The following is an 18,335-nucleotide window of genomic DNA, read 5'->3' on the forward strand; positions in this document are numbered from 1 at the left end:
GTGGGTGACGACCCGAGGAGGTAAATCACCCGATTTACATCCATAGGATGATACTCAGGCGGTGGCCTTCGCGACGACTTCACGACCTCCGGCTGCCCTCACCGCGCTTCCCGCCCACCTCGGAATCCGTGCGCCGTCCCACCGCCGCCAGCACGAACGTCACGCTGATGAGCAATGCCCAGGCCCCGAACTTCTCCACACCCACCGGCTCCCAGCCGTGCTGCTGATACGGGTAGCGCCACGCCCCGACCAAGGTGGCCAGGTTCTCCGCCACCCACAGGAAGAACCCGATCAGGACGAACGACAGCGCCAGTGGTATCCGCCGGCGCACCCCGCGCACCGTGAACCGCACCCGCGTCCCCATGGTCACGGCCACGAGCAGCCCGGCCAGTACCCAGCGCGCGTCGGGCAGCCAGTGGTGGCTGAAGAAGTTGACGTAGATGGCCGCGGCGACCACGGCCGTCGCACGCGGTCGATAGCGCTCCAGTCCCAGATGGAACAGATGCCAGGCCCGGCACACGTAGCTGCCCACGGCCGCGTACAGAAACCCGCCGTACAGCGGGACGCCGGCGAACTTCAGCACGGCCGGCTCCGGATAGCTCCAGGAGCCGAGTGACACCTTCACCAGCTCGAAGGCCAGACCGATCACATGGCAGACCGCGATGACGGCGACATCCTTCCCGTTCTCCCAGCCGCGCGCCCAGAACACCAGCGTGAGCAGCACGCCGTACACGACCAGCAGGTCGTATCGCGCCACGGGCAGGTCGGGCAGCAGCGCGGACACGGCCACACCGGACAGCAGGGCGATGGCGAACGCGCAGGCCCGCGTCTGCGTCCAGGCGAAAGCGAGCAGCTGACGAACCGGTGCGGCCAGCAGGCCGGTGATGCTTGCGGGGATCATGGTGCCCTGTAGGACGGCCCGGTTCGCCTACCGGTTGCAGTGGACCTCCCCGCTCGGCGCCCGCCCGCCCGCACGGCCCCGCGCCTGGGCGACGGCCTGGCGCAACAACAGGGACAGCCGGTCATCGGCGTCCGGCGCGGCGCACAGCACCCGAAGGGCATGCTCGAGGTGCCGACGCCCCGGCCCCCGCCACCACAGCAGATCGGCGACACGGCCCGCCGGGCCGGCGGCGGGAGCGCGGGCGAGTCGCTCCGTCCTGCGGCGGCACGCACGGCCATGCCGCGCCAGACGCCGCGATGCGGGACACACCCGGCGCGCCGCGTCCACGACCGTGCCGACGAGCAGCGGGCCGTAGCCGCGCTCCGCCGGGCGGGCGTCGGCGAGGTCGGCGGCCAGCGGCCACAAGGCGTGCCGGGCGCCGTCACTCACCGTGTCGTTGACCACCCGGGCCAGGGCCGCGAGCGCGGGATGCGTCCCGGCCGGAGTGTCGGTGAAACGGCCGGAGGCCAGCAGGGCGGCGGCCTCCATCAGGCACGCCCCGTCGGCGGGCTGCAGATGGGCGAAGCGCCCGGGCCCCGGAAGGCCGTCCGGGGCCCCGGCGGGGGACTCCGCGGACGCTCTGCGGCCGGGAAGAGCGGTCATGAACGCCTCCGGCGGTGATCACTGACCGGTGATGGCGTGCAGCAGGAGATAAAGCGCCGCGGCCGGGACCCCCGCGCCGGGAAACGTGAGGATCCAGGCGGTGCCGATCGAGCGTGCCACCTGCCAGCGTACGGCGGAGAAGCGTTTGGTGGAACCGGCACCGAGAATGGCGGCGGTGATCGTCTGGGTGGTGGAGATCGGCGCCTTCACCAGGAACGCGGTCGTGTAGAGGACGGCCGCGGCGGCGGTCTCGGCGGCGAACCCGCGCGGCGGATCGAGGTGCACGATGCGCCGCCCCAGGGTGGTGATGATGCGGCGCCCGCCCGTGTACGTCCCGGCCGCCATGGCGGCCGCCACGGCGGCGATCACCCACACCGGCACCGAGAAGTCGTCCTGCCAGCCTGCCGTGACCAGCGCCAGCACGATGACCCCCATGGTCTTCTGCGCGTCCTGCAAGCCGTGCCCCAGTCCCATGGCGGCGGCGGAGACGGTCTGCGCCAGACGGAACCGCCGCATGACGCGCCGGGGTGCCGAACGGCGGAACAGCCAGAGGACGACGGTGTGCAGCAGGTATCCGAGCACCACGCCGACCAGCGGGGACAGCAGCATCGGCAGGATGACCTTGTCCACGATGCCCGACCAGTGCACCGTGGCGGACGCGGCGAGCGCGGCGCCGACCAGCCCGCCGATCAGGGCGTGCGAGGACGAGGTGGGCAGCCCCCGCCACCAGGTGAACACGTTCCACCCGATGGCGCCGAGGAGCGCGCACAGGACCAGCAGCAGCCCCGAGGTCGCCTCGGGCGCTCCGATGATGCCGCTGCCGACGGTCTGCGCGACCTCGGTCCCGAGGAATGCGCCGCAGAAGTTCATCACCGCGGCCATGGCCAGTGCCACGCGCGGGGTCAGGGCCCTGGTGGAGATCGAGGTGGCGATCGCGTTCGCGGCGTCGTGGAAGCCGTTGGTGAAGTCGAACGTCAGGCCCACGATGATGATCAGCACCACGAGAGTGAGCTCCATTGCCGATCCCCTTCCGCCACGGGCCGCACGGTTCCATCGTGCGCTTCCCCCGGCCCGGCGTACGGTGCGACTACGCCACGCGGGGCGCACTCCAGGGAGGCACTCGGTGACGCGGATACACCGCTTTACGGTGTCCTGATGCGATCCGTTCCGATGTGGGCGCTGGTGTCGTCGGGGTGTGCACCGGTCTTCCTGGTCATGGGCTGGTTGGTGGCGGCGTCACTCCAGGGCCCCCCTTACGACCCGGCCGCCCAGACCATCAGCGTCCTGGCGGCTCCCGGAAACTCGGGTTCCTGGGTGATGACGGCGGCGTTCATCGCGCTGGGGTTCTGCCACCTGCTGACGGCCTGGGGGCTGCGTCCGGCCGCGACCGCGGGACGGATGGCGCTGGCGGCGGGGGGAGTGTCGGCGCTGGCGGTGGCGGTGGTCCCGGCGCCGAGCAGCGGCGGCTCACTGAGTCACGGTTCCGTGGCCGCCGTGGGCTTCGCCGTCCTCGCGGCATGGCCCGTCCTGGCCGCCAGGGCCGGTGCCGCCGCGCCGTGGGCCCTGCGCCCCTTCCCCTCCTTGGGGGCCACCGCCGTGATGGCGGCCGGGGCGGCCTGGTTCCTGATCGAGCTGCACCTGCACGGCGCGGCCGGTGTGGCCGAGCGCGTGGTGACGACCCTCCAGTCGGTCTGGCCCTTCGTGGTCGTCCTCTCCTGCCTGCGCGCCTCCCTGCGCGACGGCTCCCCGATCTGACCGCGCGCTCCGCAGCCATTGACAGGTACGGACCAAGACGGAACTCTGAGAGCGCTCTCAGAACTCACTATCGGCCAACTGTCGAACGGAGGCAGAGCGTGTTCCGAACTCTCAGACGCCGGGTCACGGCTGCGGGGCTGTCCCTCGCCACGGTCCTCGCCGGCTCACTGCTGGCGACCGGAGCGGGTGTGCCGGCCCACGCCGCAGTCCCGGCGACCATCCCCCTGAAGATCACCAACAACTCGGCCCGTGGCGAGCAGCTGTACATCTACAACCTCGGCACACAACTCTCGACCGGACGGCAGGGCTGGGCCGACGCGGGCGGCACCTTCCACCCCTGGCCGGCGGGCGGCAACCCCCCGACTCCCGCCCCCGACGCCTCGATCCCGGGCCCGGCGGCAGGACAGTCGGCGACCATCCGCATGCCGAAGTTCTCCGGCCGGGTGTACTTCTCCTACGGTCAGAAACTGGTCTTCAAGCTCACCACCGGAGGCCTGGTCCAACCCGCGGTGCAGAACCCGACCGACCCCAACCGGAACATCCTCTTCAACTGGTCGGAGTACACCCTCAACGACTCGGGTCTTTGGATCAACAGCACCCAGGTCGACATGTTCTCCGCCCCGTACGCGGTGGGAGTGCAGCGAGCCGACGGGAGCACCGTGAGCACCGGGCGGCTCAAGCCCGGCGGATACAACGGCTTCTTCAGCGCCCTCAGGGGGCAGCCCGGAGGCTGGGCCAACCTGATACAGACCCGCCCCGACGGGACCGTGCTGCGCGCCCTGTCGCCCCTGTACGGGCTGGAGACCGGCGCGCTGCCGGCCACCGTCATGGACGACTACATCAACCGCGTCTGGCAGAAGTACTCCACTTCGACTCTGACGGTGACCCCGTTCGCCGACCAGCCCGGCATCAAGTACTACGGCAGGGTCTCCGGCGGCGTCATGAACTTCACCAACAGCGCAGGGGCCGTGGTCACCACCTTCCAGAAGCCGGACGCCTCCTCGGTCTTCGGCTGTCACAGGAACCTCGACGCCCCGAACGACCAGGTACGCGGTCCGATCTCACGCACCTTGTGCGCCGGCTTCAATCGCTCCACCCTGCTGGTCAACGCCCATCAGCCCGATGCGAGCTCCGCCGACTTCTACAAGGACAACGTCACCAATCACTACGCGCGCAAGATCCACGCCCAGATGGTGGACGGAAAGGCGTACGCCTTCGCCTTCGATGACGTGGGCCACCATGAATCACTGGTGCACGACGGCAATCCGCGCCAGGCCTACCTCACGCTCGACCCACTCAACTGACGGATATCTGAACGTCGTTGAGGGCGTGCTTCCCCCTCCGTCTCCCCTCGCCGGCGGCGCCGCGAACTGGTCGCGGCGCTGCCGGCTTCACCGCACTCGCCCGTGGGTCGCGCCCGGCCGGGACTCCTTTGGCTATGAGTGGCTGTTCATCAATTCCGGAATCAATCACAACTTTGCCGACTCTTGGTGTAGCCGCGCTGTCGATTGCGTGAGCCTCATGGACATCGACCGGTGACCACAAGCCCTGCCGGAACAAGGGCACTTGTGGCCACTCTCCCCCCACGCACCGGTGAAAGGCACCAACGATGACCATGAACCACACCCTGCGGTACGGCAGCCGCACCCTCGCTCTGACGGCGACCGCACTCGGGGTGATCGCGACGGCCGTGCCGGCCGCGGCCGAGGAACAGCCCACCGCCGAGCAGATCATGGCCGACTGCGCTTCCGGAAAGGGCAAGTGCAGCTTCAACTCCCCACAACTCGGAAAGGCCTACCTCGGAGAACCCCGCCAGGTCTCCGAACTGCTCTTCAACTGCACCGACTCGCCCGCCTCCCAGTCGATGTCCTGGGCCGACACCGTGGGCTCCTCCCATTCGGTGGGAGGGTCGGTCACCGTGGGCGGTGGAATCGAGGGCATCATCACGGCCAGCGTGACCGCCACCTACAACTACACATGGCAGAGCTCGCACACGGAGACGAGTTCCTTCACCGTGACCGTGAAGCCGGGAGAAGTGGGCTGGATCTCCCGCGCCCAGGTGATGCGGCAGATATCCGGCACGTGGCAGACCCACTACGACGACCCTCAGTGGGGCCACTACTACTGGTTCGTGCCCGATACCGTCACCGGGCCGGCGCCGAACGGCACCGACGGCAAGCACAGCGCGGTCGTGGTCAAGTCTCGCAAGATGACGGCCGATGAGAAGAAGCTCTGCACCGGCGGCTCCACCCGGAACAAGGTCTTCACCCGCGGCAGCTGATCCGGCCCCGGTGATGGGGCTCGATCGGACGGAACCATCCCGCATCGTGTCCACCGGCACGCAAGCGCTGGACCGAGCGGCCTCGGCGTTCGGGGCGGAGGAGCCCGTGCCGAGTCACCGCCCGGGCCGGCGCGGGGGAGACGAGCGCAAGCAGCCCGAGGCCGATGTGGCCGGCTCTGTCGGGATGAGCGTGGTCGGGTAGGAGACAGTGTCCGCGGGCCTCACCTCTCGCCCGCAGGGGGAGATCGTTCGGCTGAAGCCCCGCAGGACCTTTCGCCGCGTAGGCGACCGCCCTTCACGACCACGCACGCCGATCGGTCCCGCCGGGTGCTTCCTGCCCGGCGGGGCCGACCGCTCGACGGCGCGGAGGGGACGCCGAGCCGTCAACGGCTCGCGGCGTCGGTCACCGTGGCGGGATCCACGCCGGTCAGTTCGACGATGCGGTGCGGAGCCACGCCGGCGGCCAGAGCGCGTCCGATCAGACCGTCCCGCCCGTCCGCACTGTCACGGTAGGCGAGTAGTTCCTCCTCCAGCCGGGCCAGCGGCTCCGGTGCCAGCTGGTGACGGAGGCGGTTGAGCTCCTCGTCGCTCAGCGGGACGGGCAGTCGTTCCGCCCCCTCGGGCACGGCCGCCGTCTCTTCCGGCGGGAGCAGACGCAGGTGTGGCGAGGTCGGCGTGCTGCCCTGGGCGTCGAGCCAGGCACGAACCGCGGGAGTCTCCATGCAGGCGAGTTCACCGACGGCGGCCGGTGCCACACCGAGCGGCGCGGACACGTCGTCAAGCAGGAACAAGTAGGCGTCGTCGGTCATCCGCGGCTCCTTCTCAACAGGTGGCTGATCGCCATCCCTCTACCCCGCCGAGCGCGGATTACCGCCACATCACCACGAACGGGTCAGGCCCTGCATGGGAGACGCGCTCACACGGGGGCGGTGAGCAGGCCACGGCCCCGGGCCGGGTCCACGATGGCGTCGAATCGGGGGATGTCCTCGGCCGCGCGGTCGCGGTACGGCACCACTGGTCCGTCCGCGCCACTGTCCGGGACCTGCTGCCACGGCACGCTCCCGCGCACCGCGAGCCACCGCTCGAGGTGGTCCGGCGGCGGTTCGGGAGGCGGCGCCTTGTCCTCCGGCCGCAGGGAGTGCGCGAGCCGCTCGGCGACATCGTCGACCAGCGCGTCGTCAGGGCCGGTCCAGCTCTCGAACCGCCCGCCGATGGCACGGTCGACCAGTTCTCGGCGACGTCGGATGCGACGGACCAACGGTCGAGGAACCAGCTGAGCACCTGGTGGCAGTGGCAGTGGCAGTGGCTGTGCCGGCCGCTGCCGCATCCGGTGCGGTCGGTCACCTGGATCAGGTTGCGGGCGGCCCGCTCCCACACGATCCGGTTGTCCTCGACGGTGTCCAGCTCCAGGGGGTACGCCTCGATCCGTCCGGCGAGGCCTTCGAGCCAGGCGCACCATTCGCACAGTGCCGCGACCACGCGGGGGAGCGTCCCCTCGGGGGTGGTGATCGAGTCCCGAGGGCAGCACACGTTCCCGACCGGCCCTCCCTCGAAGTCCCCTTCGTCGTGCGACCAGCGCCAGCCCGTGGTCCAGCGGCCGTAATGCCGCACCACGGCATGTGACATGGCATCGGCCCACCGGTCGGCCTCGTCCCGACTCCAGGCAGTCATCACCGGGTCGGCGAAGGCGACATCGGGCCGGACCGGCACACACCGGGGCGGCCCGAGCGAGTGGACCACCCGCGCCACCGACTCCGCGTCGAAGGGATGACGGGCGGGGTCCACGTCGTCCCAGTTCAGAAACGGGGGGGGCCGGCACAGGTTTCACGCCGCGAGCCTGTCACACCGCCCGGCACGCCTCAGTACTCGGCACCGGCTGTCTTCCACCCGGGTGCCTCGCCGCCCCGGGCGGTCTCCCAGGGCCGGGGGCCGGTGCCCTCGGTCCACGCCTCCAGGCCTCCCCTGTCGACGCAGACGATCCCGCACTGGTCGGCGTACTCAACCGCCGGGGCCGTGAAGTCGCTTGTGCAGACGAGCACGGCGATGTCGGCCTCGTGCACGGTGAAGCACGTGCCGCCGAAACGCTGAAGGTCCTGGGAGCCGACGCGATGGGAGGGGGCGTAGTGCTTGCACTGGATGACGACTCGGCGTCCGTCGGGTGTCGCGGCCATGACATCGGCGCCCAAGTCCCCGGCGCCTCCCACGACTTCGACTTCGGAGCAGCCGTCGCGTTCGCAGAGGGCGGCTATCGCCTCCTCGAACTCCTCGGGCGTCAGGGCGTCGTAGTCGACGGTGACCTCGACGGCCGCCCGCCGGCGGGGCACCGGGGGAGCCTCCAGCACATCGGCAGCCTCCCTCGCCGCCTCGTCGAGTGCTGCCGCGGCCCGGCGGGCCGCCCTCGCCACGTGCACCCGGCGCCGCAGGCCCAGGCATCCCGCGACACCCACCGCTATCAGTACGAACATCCAGGCAGGACGCCGCTCGACGGCATCCGCCACCACACGGGCGGCGAGCCCGAGGACGCACACGACCACGGCGAGGAACAGGAAGAACAGGGCGGTCGATCGAAGATCGAACCCATACCGGCCTTTCACGAACCGTGTACGGCGCACAGGCGCTGTCACGACATCCCCCCTCTTGGGACCGACGGCAAGATCACTCCCACCGTCTTCCCAAGATCGCCACCTTCACCGCTCACGACGTCCTAGGTGAGGCTTCCCCGCCGGGAGCGCTGAGTTCGGCCCGGAGGCGCCCAGCGTCTACGGAAAGCGCGGACCGTCACCGGACCTCCCGAGCTGCGTCGTCACCGTTCCCGGATGCGCCACCACCACCGGCGTCCCGCCGTCCACTCGCTCGCCCACCCCGGATCCGGGAGCGTACGGCGCTCGAACTCCGCGTCGATGCGCTCCACCAGACGACCCAGATCCGCCCGGGCTCCACTCGGCAGGTGTCGCAGGGCCACTTCCCATTCGTCTCGACCGTCCTCGATCTCGATGCCGGGACTCTCGTAAGGGCCGGTCAGGTATCGCCCCGGCTGGCGGAAAGCGCACTCGAACCGCCGAAGAGCATGGGCCACGGCGTCCGGCCACAGGTGCTCGGCCTCAACGCGCCGCACCGCGGCGCGAGTCCGAGCCGACACGGACGGGATCCGGAGCACCGGCACGTGCCTGCACGGCCGCCACCGCTCGGCGCGGACGGCCTGGGGACGCCTACGCGGCATCGGCCTTTCGGATCAGAACCATGCCGGAATCGTGGCACGGTCGATGCCCGGGGCGGAAGGTGCGGGCATACGACGGCCTGCGCCTGCGAAAGGGGCGGGATAGGGTGTCGCGCATGGGAAACGCACGTTCCACAGGACCGACCGGCTTCAGGTAACCCGCCAGGAGATACCTGGTGGTTGCTGCGAACGGAGTCCCGTGGCTCGCACCGCCCGCCATCTTCCCCCTTCACCGAGCCGGAGCGACGATGACCGCTCGTCAGGAACATCCTGGCATTCGGTGGTTCTGTACGACCTCCGGTACAGCGCACGCAGCCTCACCGATGCGGCAAGACAGTCCAGAAGGCCCCGCCCTCGCAGGATCCGGCGCACGGTGGAGGTCTACTCGTTCGCTCGGTACCAGCGGGACCGCTCCGTCGCCGAGTGGTCCGCAGTGCAGGAACGCCGGGAGCGGCAGCGTCTGCGCCTCCAAGCGGAAACCGTGGTGAAGCTGGTGAATTCCGCCGGAGACCGACTCGCTCTCGATGCCGCGGACTCGGTGGACATCCCGCCGACGCGTCATCGGCGCGGCTCCCTCTGGCTCGCTTAGTCAAGCCCTCCCGTACCCGCTGGTTGTGTGGCACGTCGGGATACTTGGACCGGTCGCCGGGCAGGTGCTCCGTCGGCTTCGCCCACGGACCGCCCGCGTTGATGCTCCTACAGCCGATCGGTCTCCGTGCCGGAGGTGGCGTCGGCCCGGTGGCTCGGACAGAACGGTGAAGGGGCTTTTGGCCAAGCTCCTGTCAGGCCATGGTCCGCCCGGCCGGAGCCATGAGAACCAGGCTCCGGCGGTCGGGCAGAACAACGCGAAGACAGCCCAGCGGGGCGCCAGGCAGTGGCAGAGCCACGACCGCCGGAGCCCCCGTACGAGTACCGATGTCAGTGGTGGCTGGAAGGCTGGACTCATGAACGGAGATGAGCAGCTGCTGCGCGGCCGGGTCTACGGCCATGACCACGACGACCCCGACCCGGGCCCCCGCCCGGGGCAGACGTACGTCCACCTCATCGGCGGGCCGCTGGACGGACTGCTGCTGGACGTCACGGGGTGGACGCCGGACGACATGGACTCGGGAGCCGCGCTGCCCACCGAACTCGGGCAGTTCCCCGGCGGTCGCGCGCTGTACGGTCCCGGCCCCGACGAGCCGCGCATACCGGGCCCCGGCGTGACATGCCGCTTCTACCACTGCGGGGACAGCCCCTGACCGCCCACGATCGGGTCGGCGGGCGGATGTCACCACCGACAACGGGACCAGCTCACCACCCTCACCACAGGGAAGAGACCGCATGCCATCCGCCGACGAACTCATCGGCCGCGACACCGTTGAGAGCCTCATCCGCGCCGTTCAGAGCGCCGCTCCGGACGCCGACCTCACGTCACTGCGCGCAGCCCCGCACCAGATCGCCCCGCTGTCCCTCAGGGAACGAGCCGACCTGCTGCGAGACGCTCTGCTGACAGACCTGCCCGGCGACTACAGGGCACTGGCCCGCACCATTCGTTCCGCCCGGGACAACGCCCCGCACTTCTCGGGATGGCTGATCTGGCCGGTCACCAGCGCTCTCGCCACCCGCGCGCTCCAGGACGGCAGCGACCCCGCCTTCGACGACGCGATGACGCTGCTCGCCGACCTCACCGGGCGTTTCACCTCGGAGTTCGCCATCAGAACACTGTTGCGGCACGACCTGGACCGGGCTCTCGGCATCATCAGCGGCTGGACGGGCTCGGCCGACGCCGACGTACGCAGGCTCGCCTCCGAAGGAACCCGTCCCTACCTGCCCTGGTCGGTGCGGGTGCCGGACATCCTGGCTCGGCCCGGAACAACCGTCCCCATCCTGGACGCCCTCTACCGGGACGAGAGCGACGCCGTGCGCCGCTCGGTCGCCAACCACCTCAACGACCTCAGCCGCGACCACCCCGACCTCGTCATCACCACCGCCCGCCGCTGGCTGGACGATCCCGACGCGGCCACGGAACGCCTCGTGCGCCGCGGACTGCGCACCCTCGTCAAGCGCGGCCACCCCGAAGCACTGGAACTGCTCGGCTTCGCCCCCGCGGCGCTGGAGGTCGACGGACCCCATCTGGACCACCGAACCGTCCCGTTCGGCGGCAGCGTCCGCTTCACCGCTTCGATCCACAACACCGGCGACACCCAGGCGCGGCTCACGATCGACTACATCGTGTACCACCGCAAGGCCGACGGCGGCCGGACGGGCAAGACGTTCAAGCTGACCACCCGCACCCTCGCGCCCGGGGAACGCGTCCAAGTAGGCCGCGAGCACTCCTTCCGGCCGATCACGACCCGCCGTTACCACCCCGGGCGACACGCGATCTCCTTGCAGATCAATGGAGTCGAGTCAGCCCGCGCCGACTTCGAACTGACCGACCAGGACACATCCTGACCTGCGCATGGGCTTCTACGACGAGTACCACGCCACCCCGGAACTGCTGGACTGGCTCCTCACCGACATACGCGACCGCACCGACGACGTACGACTCGACGAGCCCTACCTCCTCGAACGCCACCGGTGACCGTCGGCGTTGCCCGGGTCATCCTGATCAGCTCGCACAGTGAAGGTCGCGGCCGGTCAGTCCTCGCCGGATGCCGGCTGGTCGCCTCGGCCACCCCGGTGCGGGGTGGGCAGGTGGTCCTCGCCGCCGTCGGGCAGAGCGGTCACACACCGCGTCGAACAGGCGTTGACCAGGAGAGGAAGCACATCGAATACCGGGCCGGTCTGCCACGGTGGTGAGGGCCGCTCCGAGCGGAAATGGCCAGGCGCCGCCAGATGTGCACCTGAGGGGAAGGGGCGGCCGCAGCTCATGGGTGCCGAACAGCGCGCGCGTGCTCACCGTGCTTCGGGCCAGCCCTGCGCGAAGGGACGCGCCCAAGGTTGATAGGGATCGTGGATCGGGGGTACCTGCGTCGGCATGGCCTCGGAAAATGATCACGCTGAATCCGTACGAGCCCTGCGGCAGCTGCGCAGGATGCGCACCTTCTACGCCGGGGGTGCGGTCTTGTGGGCCGCCACGGCTGCTTCGGCGGGGTGGGACGCCCCCGGAAGCCGGCAGATGTGGGTCTCGGTGGTGTTGCTGGTGGTCTTCGCCGCCCTGCTGGCCATGACGTCGCTCTGGCTGTGGCGTCGGCAGGCTCACCGCCTGGATGAGCCGGTGCACCATGCCGCTCCGCGGAGGACGACCTGGCGTCGCCACGCCAACGCCTGAGCACGGGCACCCGGCCCTCACCTACGGGCTCTCGGCGTCGCCCACCCCGCGTGCCGACTGCGATCGGTCCTCTTCTTCCGAGCCCGGCTCGAAGTCGCCCGGGCGGTCATGACGGAGTTCCTCGTAGCGCTGCACGTAGGCGTCGAGTGCCTGATGAACCGTGCAGCCCCACCTCTCGCGGATCGTCGCGATCGCGGCGATGCTCCGGTGCGCCAGGATGTCGTGGTCCACACTCGCGGGCAGTTGGTCCATGGCGTGAGGCTACCGGGACGAGGAGATCAGTCTCCGCCGAACGGCCAACGCCCGTGCACACGACGGCCGTTCGCCGACACCGTCGGCGGACCGGACCCTGTCGGCGCCCGCCCTGCACGCATCGGCAGGGCGGGCGCTGTCGTGTCCGGTCAGCCGACGGAGGGCCGGCGGCCGGCCCAGGGGAGTGCCCGCTCGATCACATGCGCCACCTGGAGCAGGAGATCCTCGCGCCAGGGCGCCGCGACGATCTGGACGCCGACGGGAAGACCGGTGGCGGGATCATGGTGGACAGGGACGGAGATCGCCGGTTGGCCCGTGACGTTGAACAGCGACGTGAACACCCCCATCGGGTAGCTGTTCCTCAGGGCCGCCGACGGATCCTCCTCGGTGCCCGCCCGCCAGGCGCCGATCGGCGGCGGCAGGCACGCCATCGTGGGAGTGACCAGGAGGTCGAAGCCGGCGAGGAAGCCTTCGACGACGCGCCGCGACAACCGCTGGGTCCTCAGCACCGCTTCCGCGTAGGTCCAGGAGTCGACCGAGCGTGCCGCGTCACGCAGAGCGCGGTTGTGTGGCTCGACACGGTCCGGATCCGCCAGCGGGATCCCCGCGCCGCCGACGTTCCACAGTGTGGTGAACGCCCCGACCAGTTCGTCCGTCGAGGGCAGCGGAAGACGGGTGTCGACGACGCGGTGGCCGCTTCGAGCGTGCGGAGGGTGAGGTCCACGGCAGTCGTGCAGGCCGGGTCCACCGCGATGCCCGCGACGGGCGAGTCGGTGAGCACCCCGACGCGCAGTCCGGCGGGCGCTTCCGCCGCCAGCGCGTCTGCGAAGGACTCGCGCCGGGCCGGGGGCGACCACCACGCTGCCGGATCGTGACTCGCGAGCACGTCGAGGGCGGCCGCGGTGTCTGACACACAGTGAGTGAGCACACCGCTGGTGGCCAGGCCTTCCACCATGACGGTCGCATGGGGAACCAGGCCGCGGGTCGGTTTCAGACCGACCAGACCATTGCACGAGGCGGGGATCCGTATCGACCCGCCGCCATCCTGGGCGTGCGCGAGGGGCGCCATCCCCGCGGCGACGGCCACACCCGCGCCGCTGGAGGAACCACCAGGCGTGCGCCGCGGGTCCCAGGGGTTGCGCGAAACACCCAGCGCCTCGTTCTCGGTGAAGGGCAGCGCGCCGAACTCGGAGGTGGTGGTCTTGCCGAGCAGCACGAACCCCGCGTCCGTGAAACGCCGCACGACCGGGTCCGACGCCGGGGCCGGTGTCCGGTCGGCACCGGCGGAGCCGTGCGTGGTGGGCCAACCCGCGACGTCGACCAGATCCTTGACCGGTAGCGGGACGCCGTGGAACGGCGGGAGATCGTCGGGTGAGGCGGCTCGTGCCACGGCATCGGCGGCATCGGCCGCGGCTTTGCGGACGTCGTCATCGGCCCGATGGCAGAAGGCGTTCAGCCGGGGGTCGAGCTCGTCGATCCGACGCAGGTAGCAGTCGGCCACGTCGACCGGGCTCACCTCCTTGCGGCGAATGGCCGCGGCCAGTTCGACGGCCGGGGTGAAGGGGTCGATCGGCGAGGACATCACAAGCGATCCTTTCGGCTCCGGGACAGTGTCTTGGCCGTCAGCGTCGTCGCGGCCGCGGGTCGGCGTCTTGGACGAATGTCGCGCCCGGTTCGCGCGTACTCTGGCCGCATGCGATCCGCCGAGCCGGCTCTTGACGCTGCCGCGGTATGGGACATCGCCACCCCGACGCGGCCCCCTGTACTGCGCGGAATCAGCATGGCCGGATTCCGCGCCCGCACCGGTGACCTCGTCGACCTGAACGTGGTCCCGTACCCGGCCGTCACGGTGGCCATAGACCTCGGCGACCGTCCGCTCGCCGCCGAGGACGAAGACGGCGGGCGGCAGGAGGGCAGTGTCGTCGTCGGACTCGCCCCCAACGGCGTCCATGGCCGCGGCCATGGAATCGAGTGTCTGCAACTGCGCATGTCGCCGCTGGTCGCGCATGCGGCACTGAGCGGGGCGGGGGACGTGGGCCGTACGGTCGTTCCGCTGCGCGACCTGTGGGGCCCCGAGGCCGAGCGCACTCAGGAGCGGCTACGCCTCGCCGGCTCGTGGCAGGACCGATTCGCGATCGCAGAGGCCGTGCTCGCCCGCCGGTGCGAAGCGGGGCGACGGGTCGACCCGGAGGTGGCATTCGCCTGGGGACAACTCGTCGCGTACCGGGGGCGGATTCGGATCGAGCGGCTGGCCGCCGAGACCGGATGGAGCCGCAAACGGCTGTGGTCCCGATTCCGCTCCCAGATCGGCCTCAACCCCAAGCGTGCCGCTCAGCTCGTCCGCTTCGACGACGCGGCCCACCGTCTCGCCGCGGGGCTCAGCGCCGCACAGGTGGCCGCGGAGGCCGGTTACGCCGACCAGTCGCATCTCCACCGTGATGTCAGGTCCTTCGCCGGGGCGACGCCCACAGCCGTCGCCGGTGCACCGTGGCTCGCGGTCGACGACATCGCATGGGCCGCTCCCGCGTACCTCACCCCGATGTGACGCGACGTCAATAAGCCGGAGGAGGGCAGGGCGCCCGATGGAGCCGGGCTGTGGAAGCGGCGGCACTGATCGCAGCGGCCAGGCGGCTGCCTGAGAGGACGCGCCCGCGCCGTCTCCGGCCGGACGGCTCCCCGGAAAAAGCCGAAGGCAAGGAGAGAGATCTCCTTGCCTCTCCCAAGGTATAGCGCATCGGGGGGCTTGCGGCAAGGCCCCGGTCAGGGCGCAGAATCGTCGGCCAAGGCCACAACCTGCGAAAACGGGGATACGAGGTGCGTGTGTTGAATATGAGGACCTGCTCGACCAGCGGTTCGGCGGCGCTGGAGGCGCTGCTGATCCGAACCGCAGGTGCAGGACGACGGAGCACGGCCGCCTCGGAGGTGTCGCGATGACCGAGCAGCTCGTGCGGGACCTCCACGAGGTCGACGAGACGCAGATCGCGGCCGTCGGCGGCAAGGGCGCGCACCTGGGCACGCTGTCTCGGATCGAAGGCGTGAGCGTGCCGGACGGGTTCTGTGTGACGACGGACGCCTTCCGGCGGATCATGGCGGAAGCGCCGTCGATCGGGGACCGACTCGAGCAGCTGGCGCGCCTGGACCCGGACGACCGGGAGGCGACCCGAAGCCTCAGCGCGCAGATCCGCAGCACCATCGAAGGGATCACCATCCCGGGCGATCTCGTGGGGGCGATCACCCGCGCGCTCGCCCGGCTCGGCGAACAGGCCGCCTGCGCCGTCCGGTCCAGCGCGACGGCGGAGGACCTGCCGACGGCGTCCTTCGCCGGCCAGCAGGACACGTACCTGAACGTCGTGGGGCCGGAGGCGATCCTCCGGCACGTCAGCCGCTGCTGGGCCTCACTGTTCACCGAGCGGGCCGTGACCTACGGTCGGCGCAACGGCATCGATCACCGCACGGTGAACATGGCTGTGGTCGTACAGCAGATGGTGTTCGCCGAGGCGGCCGGCATCCTGTTCACGGCCGATCCGGTCACGGGTAACCGGAAGGTCGCCACCGTGGACGCCGGCTTCGGGCTGGGGGAGGCCCTGGTCTCCGGCCTGGTGAACCCGGATGTCTTCAAGGTGCGGGACGGCCAGGTCCTCGCCAGGACGATCGTCGCCAAGGAGCGTGCCGTGCACGCCCTGCCGGAAGGCGGCACGCAGACAAGGGCGGTCGACGCGCGGCAGCAGGAGCAGCCGACGCTGACGGATGCACAGGTCGTACGGCTGGTACAGCTCGGGCGCCGGATCGAGGCGCACTTCGGCAGCCCGCAGGACATCGAATGGTGCCTGGCCGATGACGGCTTCCGGATCGTGCAGAGCCGGCCCATCACGACGCTGTTCCCCATCCCCGAGACCGACGACCCGGAGAATCACGTCTATGTCTCCGTCGGCCATCAGCAGATGATGACCGACCCCATGAAGCCCCTGGGGCTCTCCCTGTGGAAGCTGACGGCCATGGCGCCGATGTGCGACGCCGGCGGGAGGCTCTTCGTCGACGCCACCCGCGCGCTGTCCTCGCCCGCGAGCCGCGCCAACCTCATGGATCTGGTGGGGAGGTCCGATCCGTTGACCAGGGACGCCCTGGAGACGGTCCTCGACCGGGACGACTTCGTCCCCTCACTCCCGGCCCCGGACCCGGACCCGGACCCGGACCCGGACCCGGACCCGGACCCGGACCCGGACCCGGACCCGGACCCGGACCCGGACCCGGGGCCCGGCGGCCGCCCGGCCGGCGGCGCGCCCGCCCCGATCGGGACCGATCCGGCTGTCGTCACCCGGCTGATCGAGCGCAGCGAGAAGTCCGTCGCCGCGCTGCGGCGTGACATCGCCGCGAAGAGCGGACCGGCGCTGTTCGACTTCCTGCGGGAGGCCTTCGAGGAGCACAAGCGGGTCCTCACCGATCCGCTGAGTTTCCAGGCGATCATGGCGGGGATGGAGTCCACGTGGTGGCTCAACGACAAACTGCACGAGTGGCTGGGCGAGAAGAACGCGGCTGACACGCTCACGCTGTCCGCCCCCGACAACATCACCTCGGAGATGGGACTGGAGCTGCTCGACGTCGCGGACGTGATCCGCCCCCATCCGGAGGTGGTGGCGTTCCTGCAGACCGTCGAGGACGACGGCTTCCTCGACGAGCTGGCGAAGCTCGCGGGTGGGCCCGAGGCACGCGACGCCATCGAGGCCTACCTCGACCGGTACGGCATGCGCTGCGTCGGAGAGATCGACATCACGCGGCCCCGCTGGCGCGAACGCCCCAGCACGCTCCTGCCGGCGATCCTCGACAACGTCAGGAACTTCGATCCGGGCGCGGCCGGGCGGCGCTTCGAGGAAGGCAGGCAGAGGGCGCTGAACAAGGAACAGGACGTGCTGACCCGACTGCGGGCCCTGCCCGACGGGGAGAGCAAAGCGGACGAGACCAAGAAGATGATCGACCGGGTCCGGACCTTCATCGGATACCGGGAGTACCCCAAGTACGGCATCATCAGCCGCTACTTCGTCTACAAGCAGGCCTTGATGGCGGAGGCCGAGCGCCTCGTGCGGGCCGGCGTGCTCCGCGACAAGGAGGACATCTTCTACCTCACGTTCCAGGAGCTTCACGACGTCGTGCGTTCGAAGCGGGTGGACGACCAGCTCATCCAGCAGCGCAAGGAGGCGTTCCGGTCGTACCACGTGCTCACCCCGCCCCGCGTCCTCACCTCGGAGGGCGAGACCGTCAACGGCGCCTACCGACGCGACGACGTGCCGGCCGGCGCCCTGGTCGGCCTGCCGGTTTCCGGCGGGACCATCGAGGGACGGGCCCGCGTCATCCTGGACATGGCGCAAGCCGATCTCGAGCCGGGCGACGTCCTGGTCACGGCCTACACGGACCCCAGTTGGTCACCCCTGTTCGTCGGCATCGCGGGCTTGGTGACGGAGGTGGGCGGTCTGATGACCCACGGCGCGGTGATCGCCCGGGAGTACGGCTTGCCGGCCGTCGTAGGTGTGGAGCAGGCCACCCGCCTGATCCGGGACGGCCAGCGGATCCGCGTCCACGGAACCGACGGGTACATCGAGATCCTGCCTTGACCGGCTCCGCCGGGAAGACGCTTCCGCAGCGCGAACACGTGGTCGATCCAAACCTTGAGCGTGGACGGGATCGAGTAGTCGTACACCGGTGCGCTCAACAGGATCACGTTCCGCCGCCTCGGCTTCCTCGATCAGCTGGGCCGCAGGGGTGAAGGCGGCCCACTCTTCGGAGGACCGGTCGGCGGGGGCGGTGTAGCCGGCGTAGTAGGCGTCGGCCCGCAGGTGGGGGATCGGGTCGGCGTCGAGATCCCGGTAGATCACCGAGCGGCGAGGGCTCTCGTTCTCCCATGCCCGGCGGAACGCGGCGGTCACCTGCGGGAGTGGGAGTTCTCGCCATTGAGGGAGGTGTCGATGTGCAGCAGCTTGGCCATGACCGTACTCCTCAGGACTGCGGGGCCGCTCCTGCGCGGCATGCCCCGTGATGT

18 protein-coding genes are annotated in these 18,335 nt (G+C 70.3%); 8 read left to right on the forward strand and 10 right to left on the reverse strand.

Annotation, left to right across the window (positions count from 1 at the left end):
* Positions 1-79 precede the first annotated feature (79 nt).
* From ACIQHQ_RS28775 to ACIQHQ_RS28785, 3 genes are read right to left on the reverse strand one after another with little or no spacing between them, the layout of a single operon-like run.
* On the reverse strand, positions 80-901 hold the full coding sequence (locus ACIQHQ_RS28775) for a DUF817 domain-containing protein (RefSeq protein WP_402617034.1): 822 nt from the start codon (positions 899-901) through the stop codon (positions 80-82).
* 27 nt (positions 902-928) lie between these two features.
* Entirely contained in the window at positions 929-1,543 is a 615-nt protein-coding gene (locus tag ACIQHQ_RS28780; RefSeq protein WP_402617037.1) for a hypothetical protein, read from the reverse strand.
* 18 nt (positions 1,544-1,561) lie between these two features.
* Entirely contained in the window at positions 1,562-2,560 is a 999-nt protein-coding gene (locus ACIQHQ_RS28785; protein ID WP_402617039.1) for an anion permease, read from the reverse strand.
* A gap of 138 nt (positions 2,561-2,698) precedes the next feature.
* Between ACIQHQ_RS28785 and ACIQHQ_RS28790 the strand changes: the two genes are divergently transcribed.
* From ACIQHQ_RS28790 to ACIQHQ_RS28800, 3 genes are all read left to right on the forward strand, one after another.
* A complete protein-coding gene (locus tag ACIQHQ_RS28790) occupies positions 2,699-3,298 on the forward strand; it encodes a DUF998 domain-containing protein (RefSeq protein WP_402617042.1) in 600 nt (199 codons plus the stop codon).
* Positions 3,299-3,396: 98 nt separating this feature from the next.
* Positions 3,397-4,602 carry a glycoside hydrolase family 64 protein gene (locus tag ACIQHQ_RS28795; RefSeq protein WP_402617045.1) on the forward strand — a complete coding sequence of 402 codons (1,206 nt, stop codon included), beginning with the start codon at positions 3,397-3,399 and terminating at the stop codon, positions 4,600-4,602.
* A gap of 305 nt (positions 4,603-4,907) precedes the next feature.
* Positions 4,908-5,579: a hypothetical protein gene (locus ACIQHQ_RS28800; protein ID WP_402617048.1), complete on the forward strand. Its 672-nt coding sequence runs from the start codon at positions 4,908-4,910 to the stop codon at positions 5,577-5,579.
* A 383-nt stretch (positions 5,580-5,962) separates the two neighbouring features.
* Here the strand turns inward: ACIQHQ_RS28800 and ACIQHQ_RS28805 are convergent, their stop codons facing one another.
* The 3 genes from ACIQHQ_RS28805 to ACIQHQ_RS28815 form a co-directional block, all read right to left on the reverse strand.
* Positions 5,963-6,388, reverse strand: coding sequence for a DUF6003 family protein (locus ACIQHQ_RS28805; RefSeq protein WP_402617051.1), 426 nt, complete (start codon positions 6,386-6,388; stop codon positions 5,963-5,965).
* A 107-nt stretch (positions 6,389-6,495) separates the two neighbouring features.
* Entirely contained in the window at positions 6,496-6,837 is a 342-nt protein-coding gene (locus ACIQHQ_RS28810; RefSeq protein ID WP_402617054.1) for a hypothetical protein, read from the reverse strand.
* A 601-nt stretch (positions 6,838-7,438) separates the two neighbouring features.
* Positions 7,439-8,203 (reverse strand): restriction endonuclease, encoded by a 765-nt coding sequence (locus ACIQHQ_RS28815; protein ID WP_402617057.1) that lies wholly within the window; start codon positions 8,201-8,203, stop codon positions 7,439-7,441.
* Between the two features lie 1,537 nt (positions 8,204-9,740).
* On the opposite strand from ACIQHQ_RS28815, the gene ACIQHQ_RS28820 reads away from it, so the two are divergent.
* The 3 genes from ACIQHQ_RS28820 (at position 9,741) to ACIQHQ_RS28830 (ending at position 11,362) form a co-directional block, all read left to right on the forward strand.
* Entirely contained in the window at positions 9,741-10,037 is a 297-nt protein-coding gene (locus ACIQHQ_RS28820) for a hypothetical protein (RefSeq protein ID WP_402617060.1), read from the forward strand.
* Positions 10,038-10,119: 82 nt separating this feature from the next.
* A complete protein-coding gene (locus tag ACIQHQ_RS28825) occupies positions 10,120-11,232 on the forward strand; it encodes a DNA alkylation repair protein (protein ID WP_402617062.1) in 1,113 nt (370 codons plus the stop codon).
* Between the two features lie 7 nt (positions 11,233-11,239).
* Positions 11,240-11,362, forward strand: coding sequence for a hypothetical protein (locus tag ACIQHQ_RS28830; RefSeq protein ID WP_402617065.1), 123 nt, complete (start codon positions 11,240-11,242; stop codon positions 11,360-11,362).
* Positions 11,363-11,826: 464 nt separating this feature from the next.
* Here the strand turns inward: ACIQHQ_RS28830 and ACIQHQ_RS28835 are convergent, their stop codons facing one another.
* The 4 genes from ACIQHQ_RS28835 to ACIQHQ_RS28850 form a co-directional block, all read right to left on the reverse strand.
* Positions 11,827-11,949: a hypothetical protein gene (locus ACIQHQ_RS28835; RefSeq protein WP_402617067.1), complete on the reverse strand. Its 123-nt coding sequence runs from the start codon at positions 11,947-11,949 to the stop codon at positions 11,827-11,829.
* 124 nt (positions 11,950-12,073) lie between these two features.
* Positions 12,074-12,304, reverse strand: coding sequence for a hypothetical protein (locus ACIQHQ_RS28840; protein ID WP_402617070.1), 231 nt, complete (start codon positions 12,302-12,304; stop codon positions 12,074-12,076).
* Between the two features lie 149 nt (positions 12,305-12,453).
* Positions 12,454-12,813, reverse strand: coding sequence for an amidase family protein (locus ACIQHQ_RS28845; protein ID WP_402617072.1), 360 nt, complete (start codon positions 12,811-12,813; stop codon positions 12,454-12,456).
* A complete protein-coding gene (locus tag ACIQHQ_RS28850; protein WP_402617075.1) occupies positions 12,807-13,886 on the reverse strand; it encodes an amidase in 1,080 nt (359 codons plus the stop codon). The genes ACIQHQ_RS28845 and ACIQHQ_RS28850 overlap by 7 nt, the downstream gene beginning before the upstream one ends.
* 111 nt (positions 13,887-13,997) lie before the next feature.
* Here ACIQHQ_RS28850 and ACIQHQ_RS28855 point away from each other — a divergent pair, with 111 nt between their 5' ends.
* Both ACIQHQ_RS28855 and rph read left to right on the forward strand, forming a co-directional pair.
* Positions 13,998-14,849, forward strand: a complete 852-nt coding sequence (locus ACIQHQ_RS28855; protein WP_402617078.1) for a helix-turn-helix domain-containing protein — start codon at positions 13,998-14,000, stop codon at positions 14,847-14,849.
* 385 nt (positions 14,850-15,234) lie between these two features.
* Positions 15,235-17,910, forward strand: coding sequence for a rifamycin-inactivating phosphotransferase (rph, locus tag ACIQHQ_RS28860; protein ID WP_402617081.1), 2,676 nt, complete (start codon positions 15,235-15,237; stop codon positions 17,908-17,910).
* The last annotated feature ends 425 nt before the right edge of the window (positions 17,911-18,335 follow it).

The organism is Streptomyces sp. NPDC092370 (assembly GCF_044755265.1).
Lineage (GTDB): Bacteria > Actinomycetota > Actinomycetes > Streptomycetales > Streptomycetaceae > Streptomyces.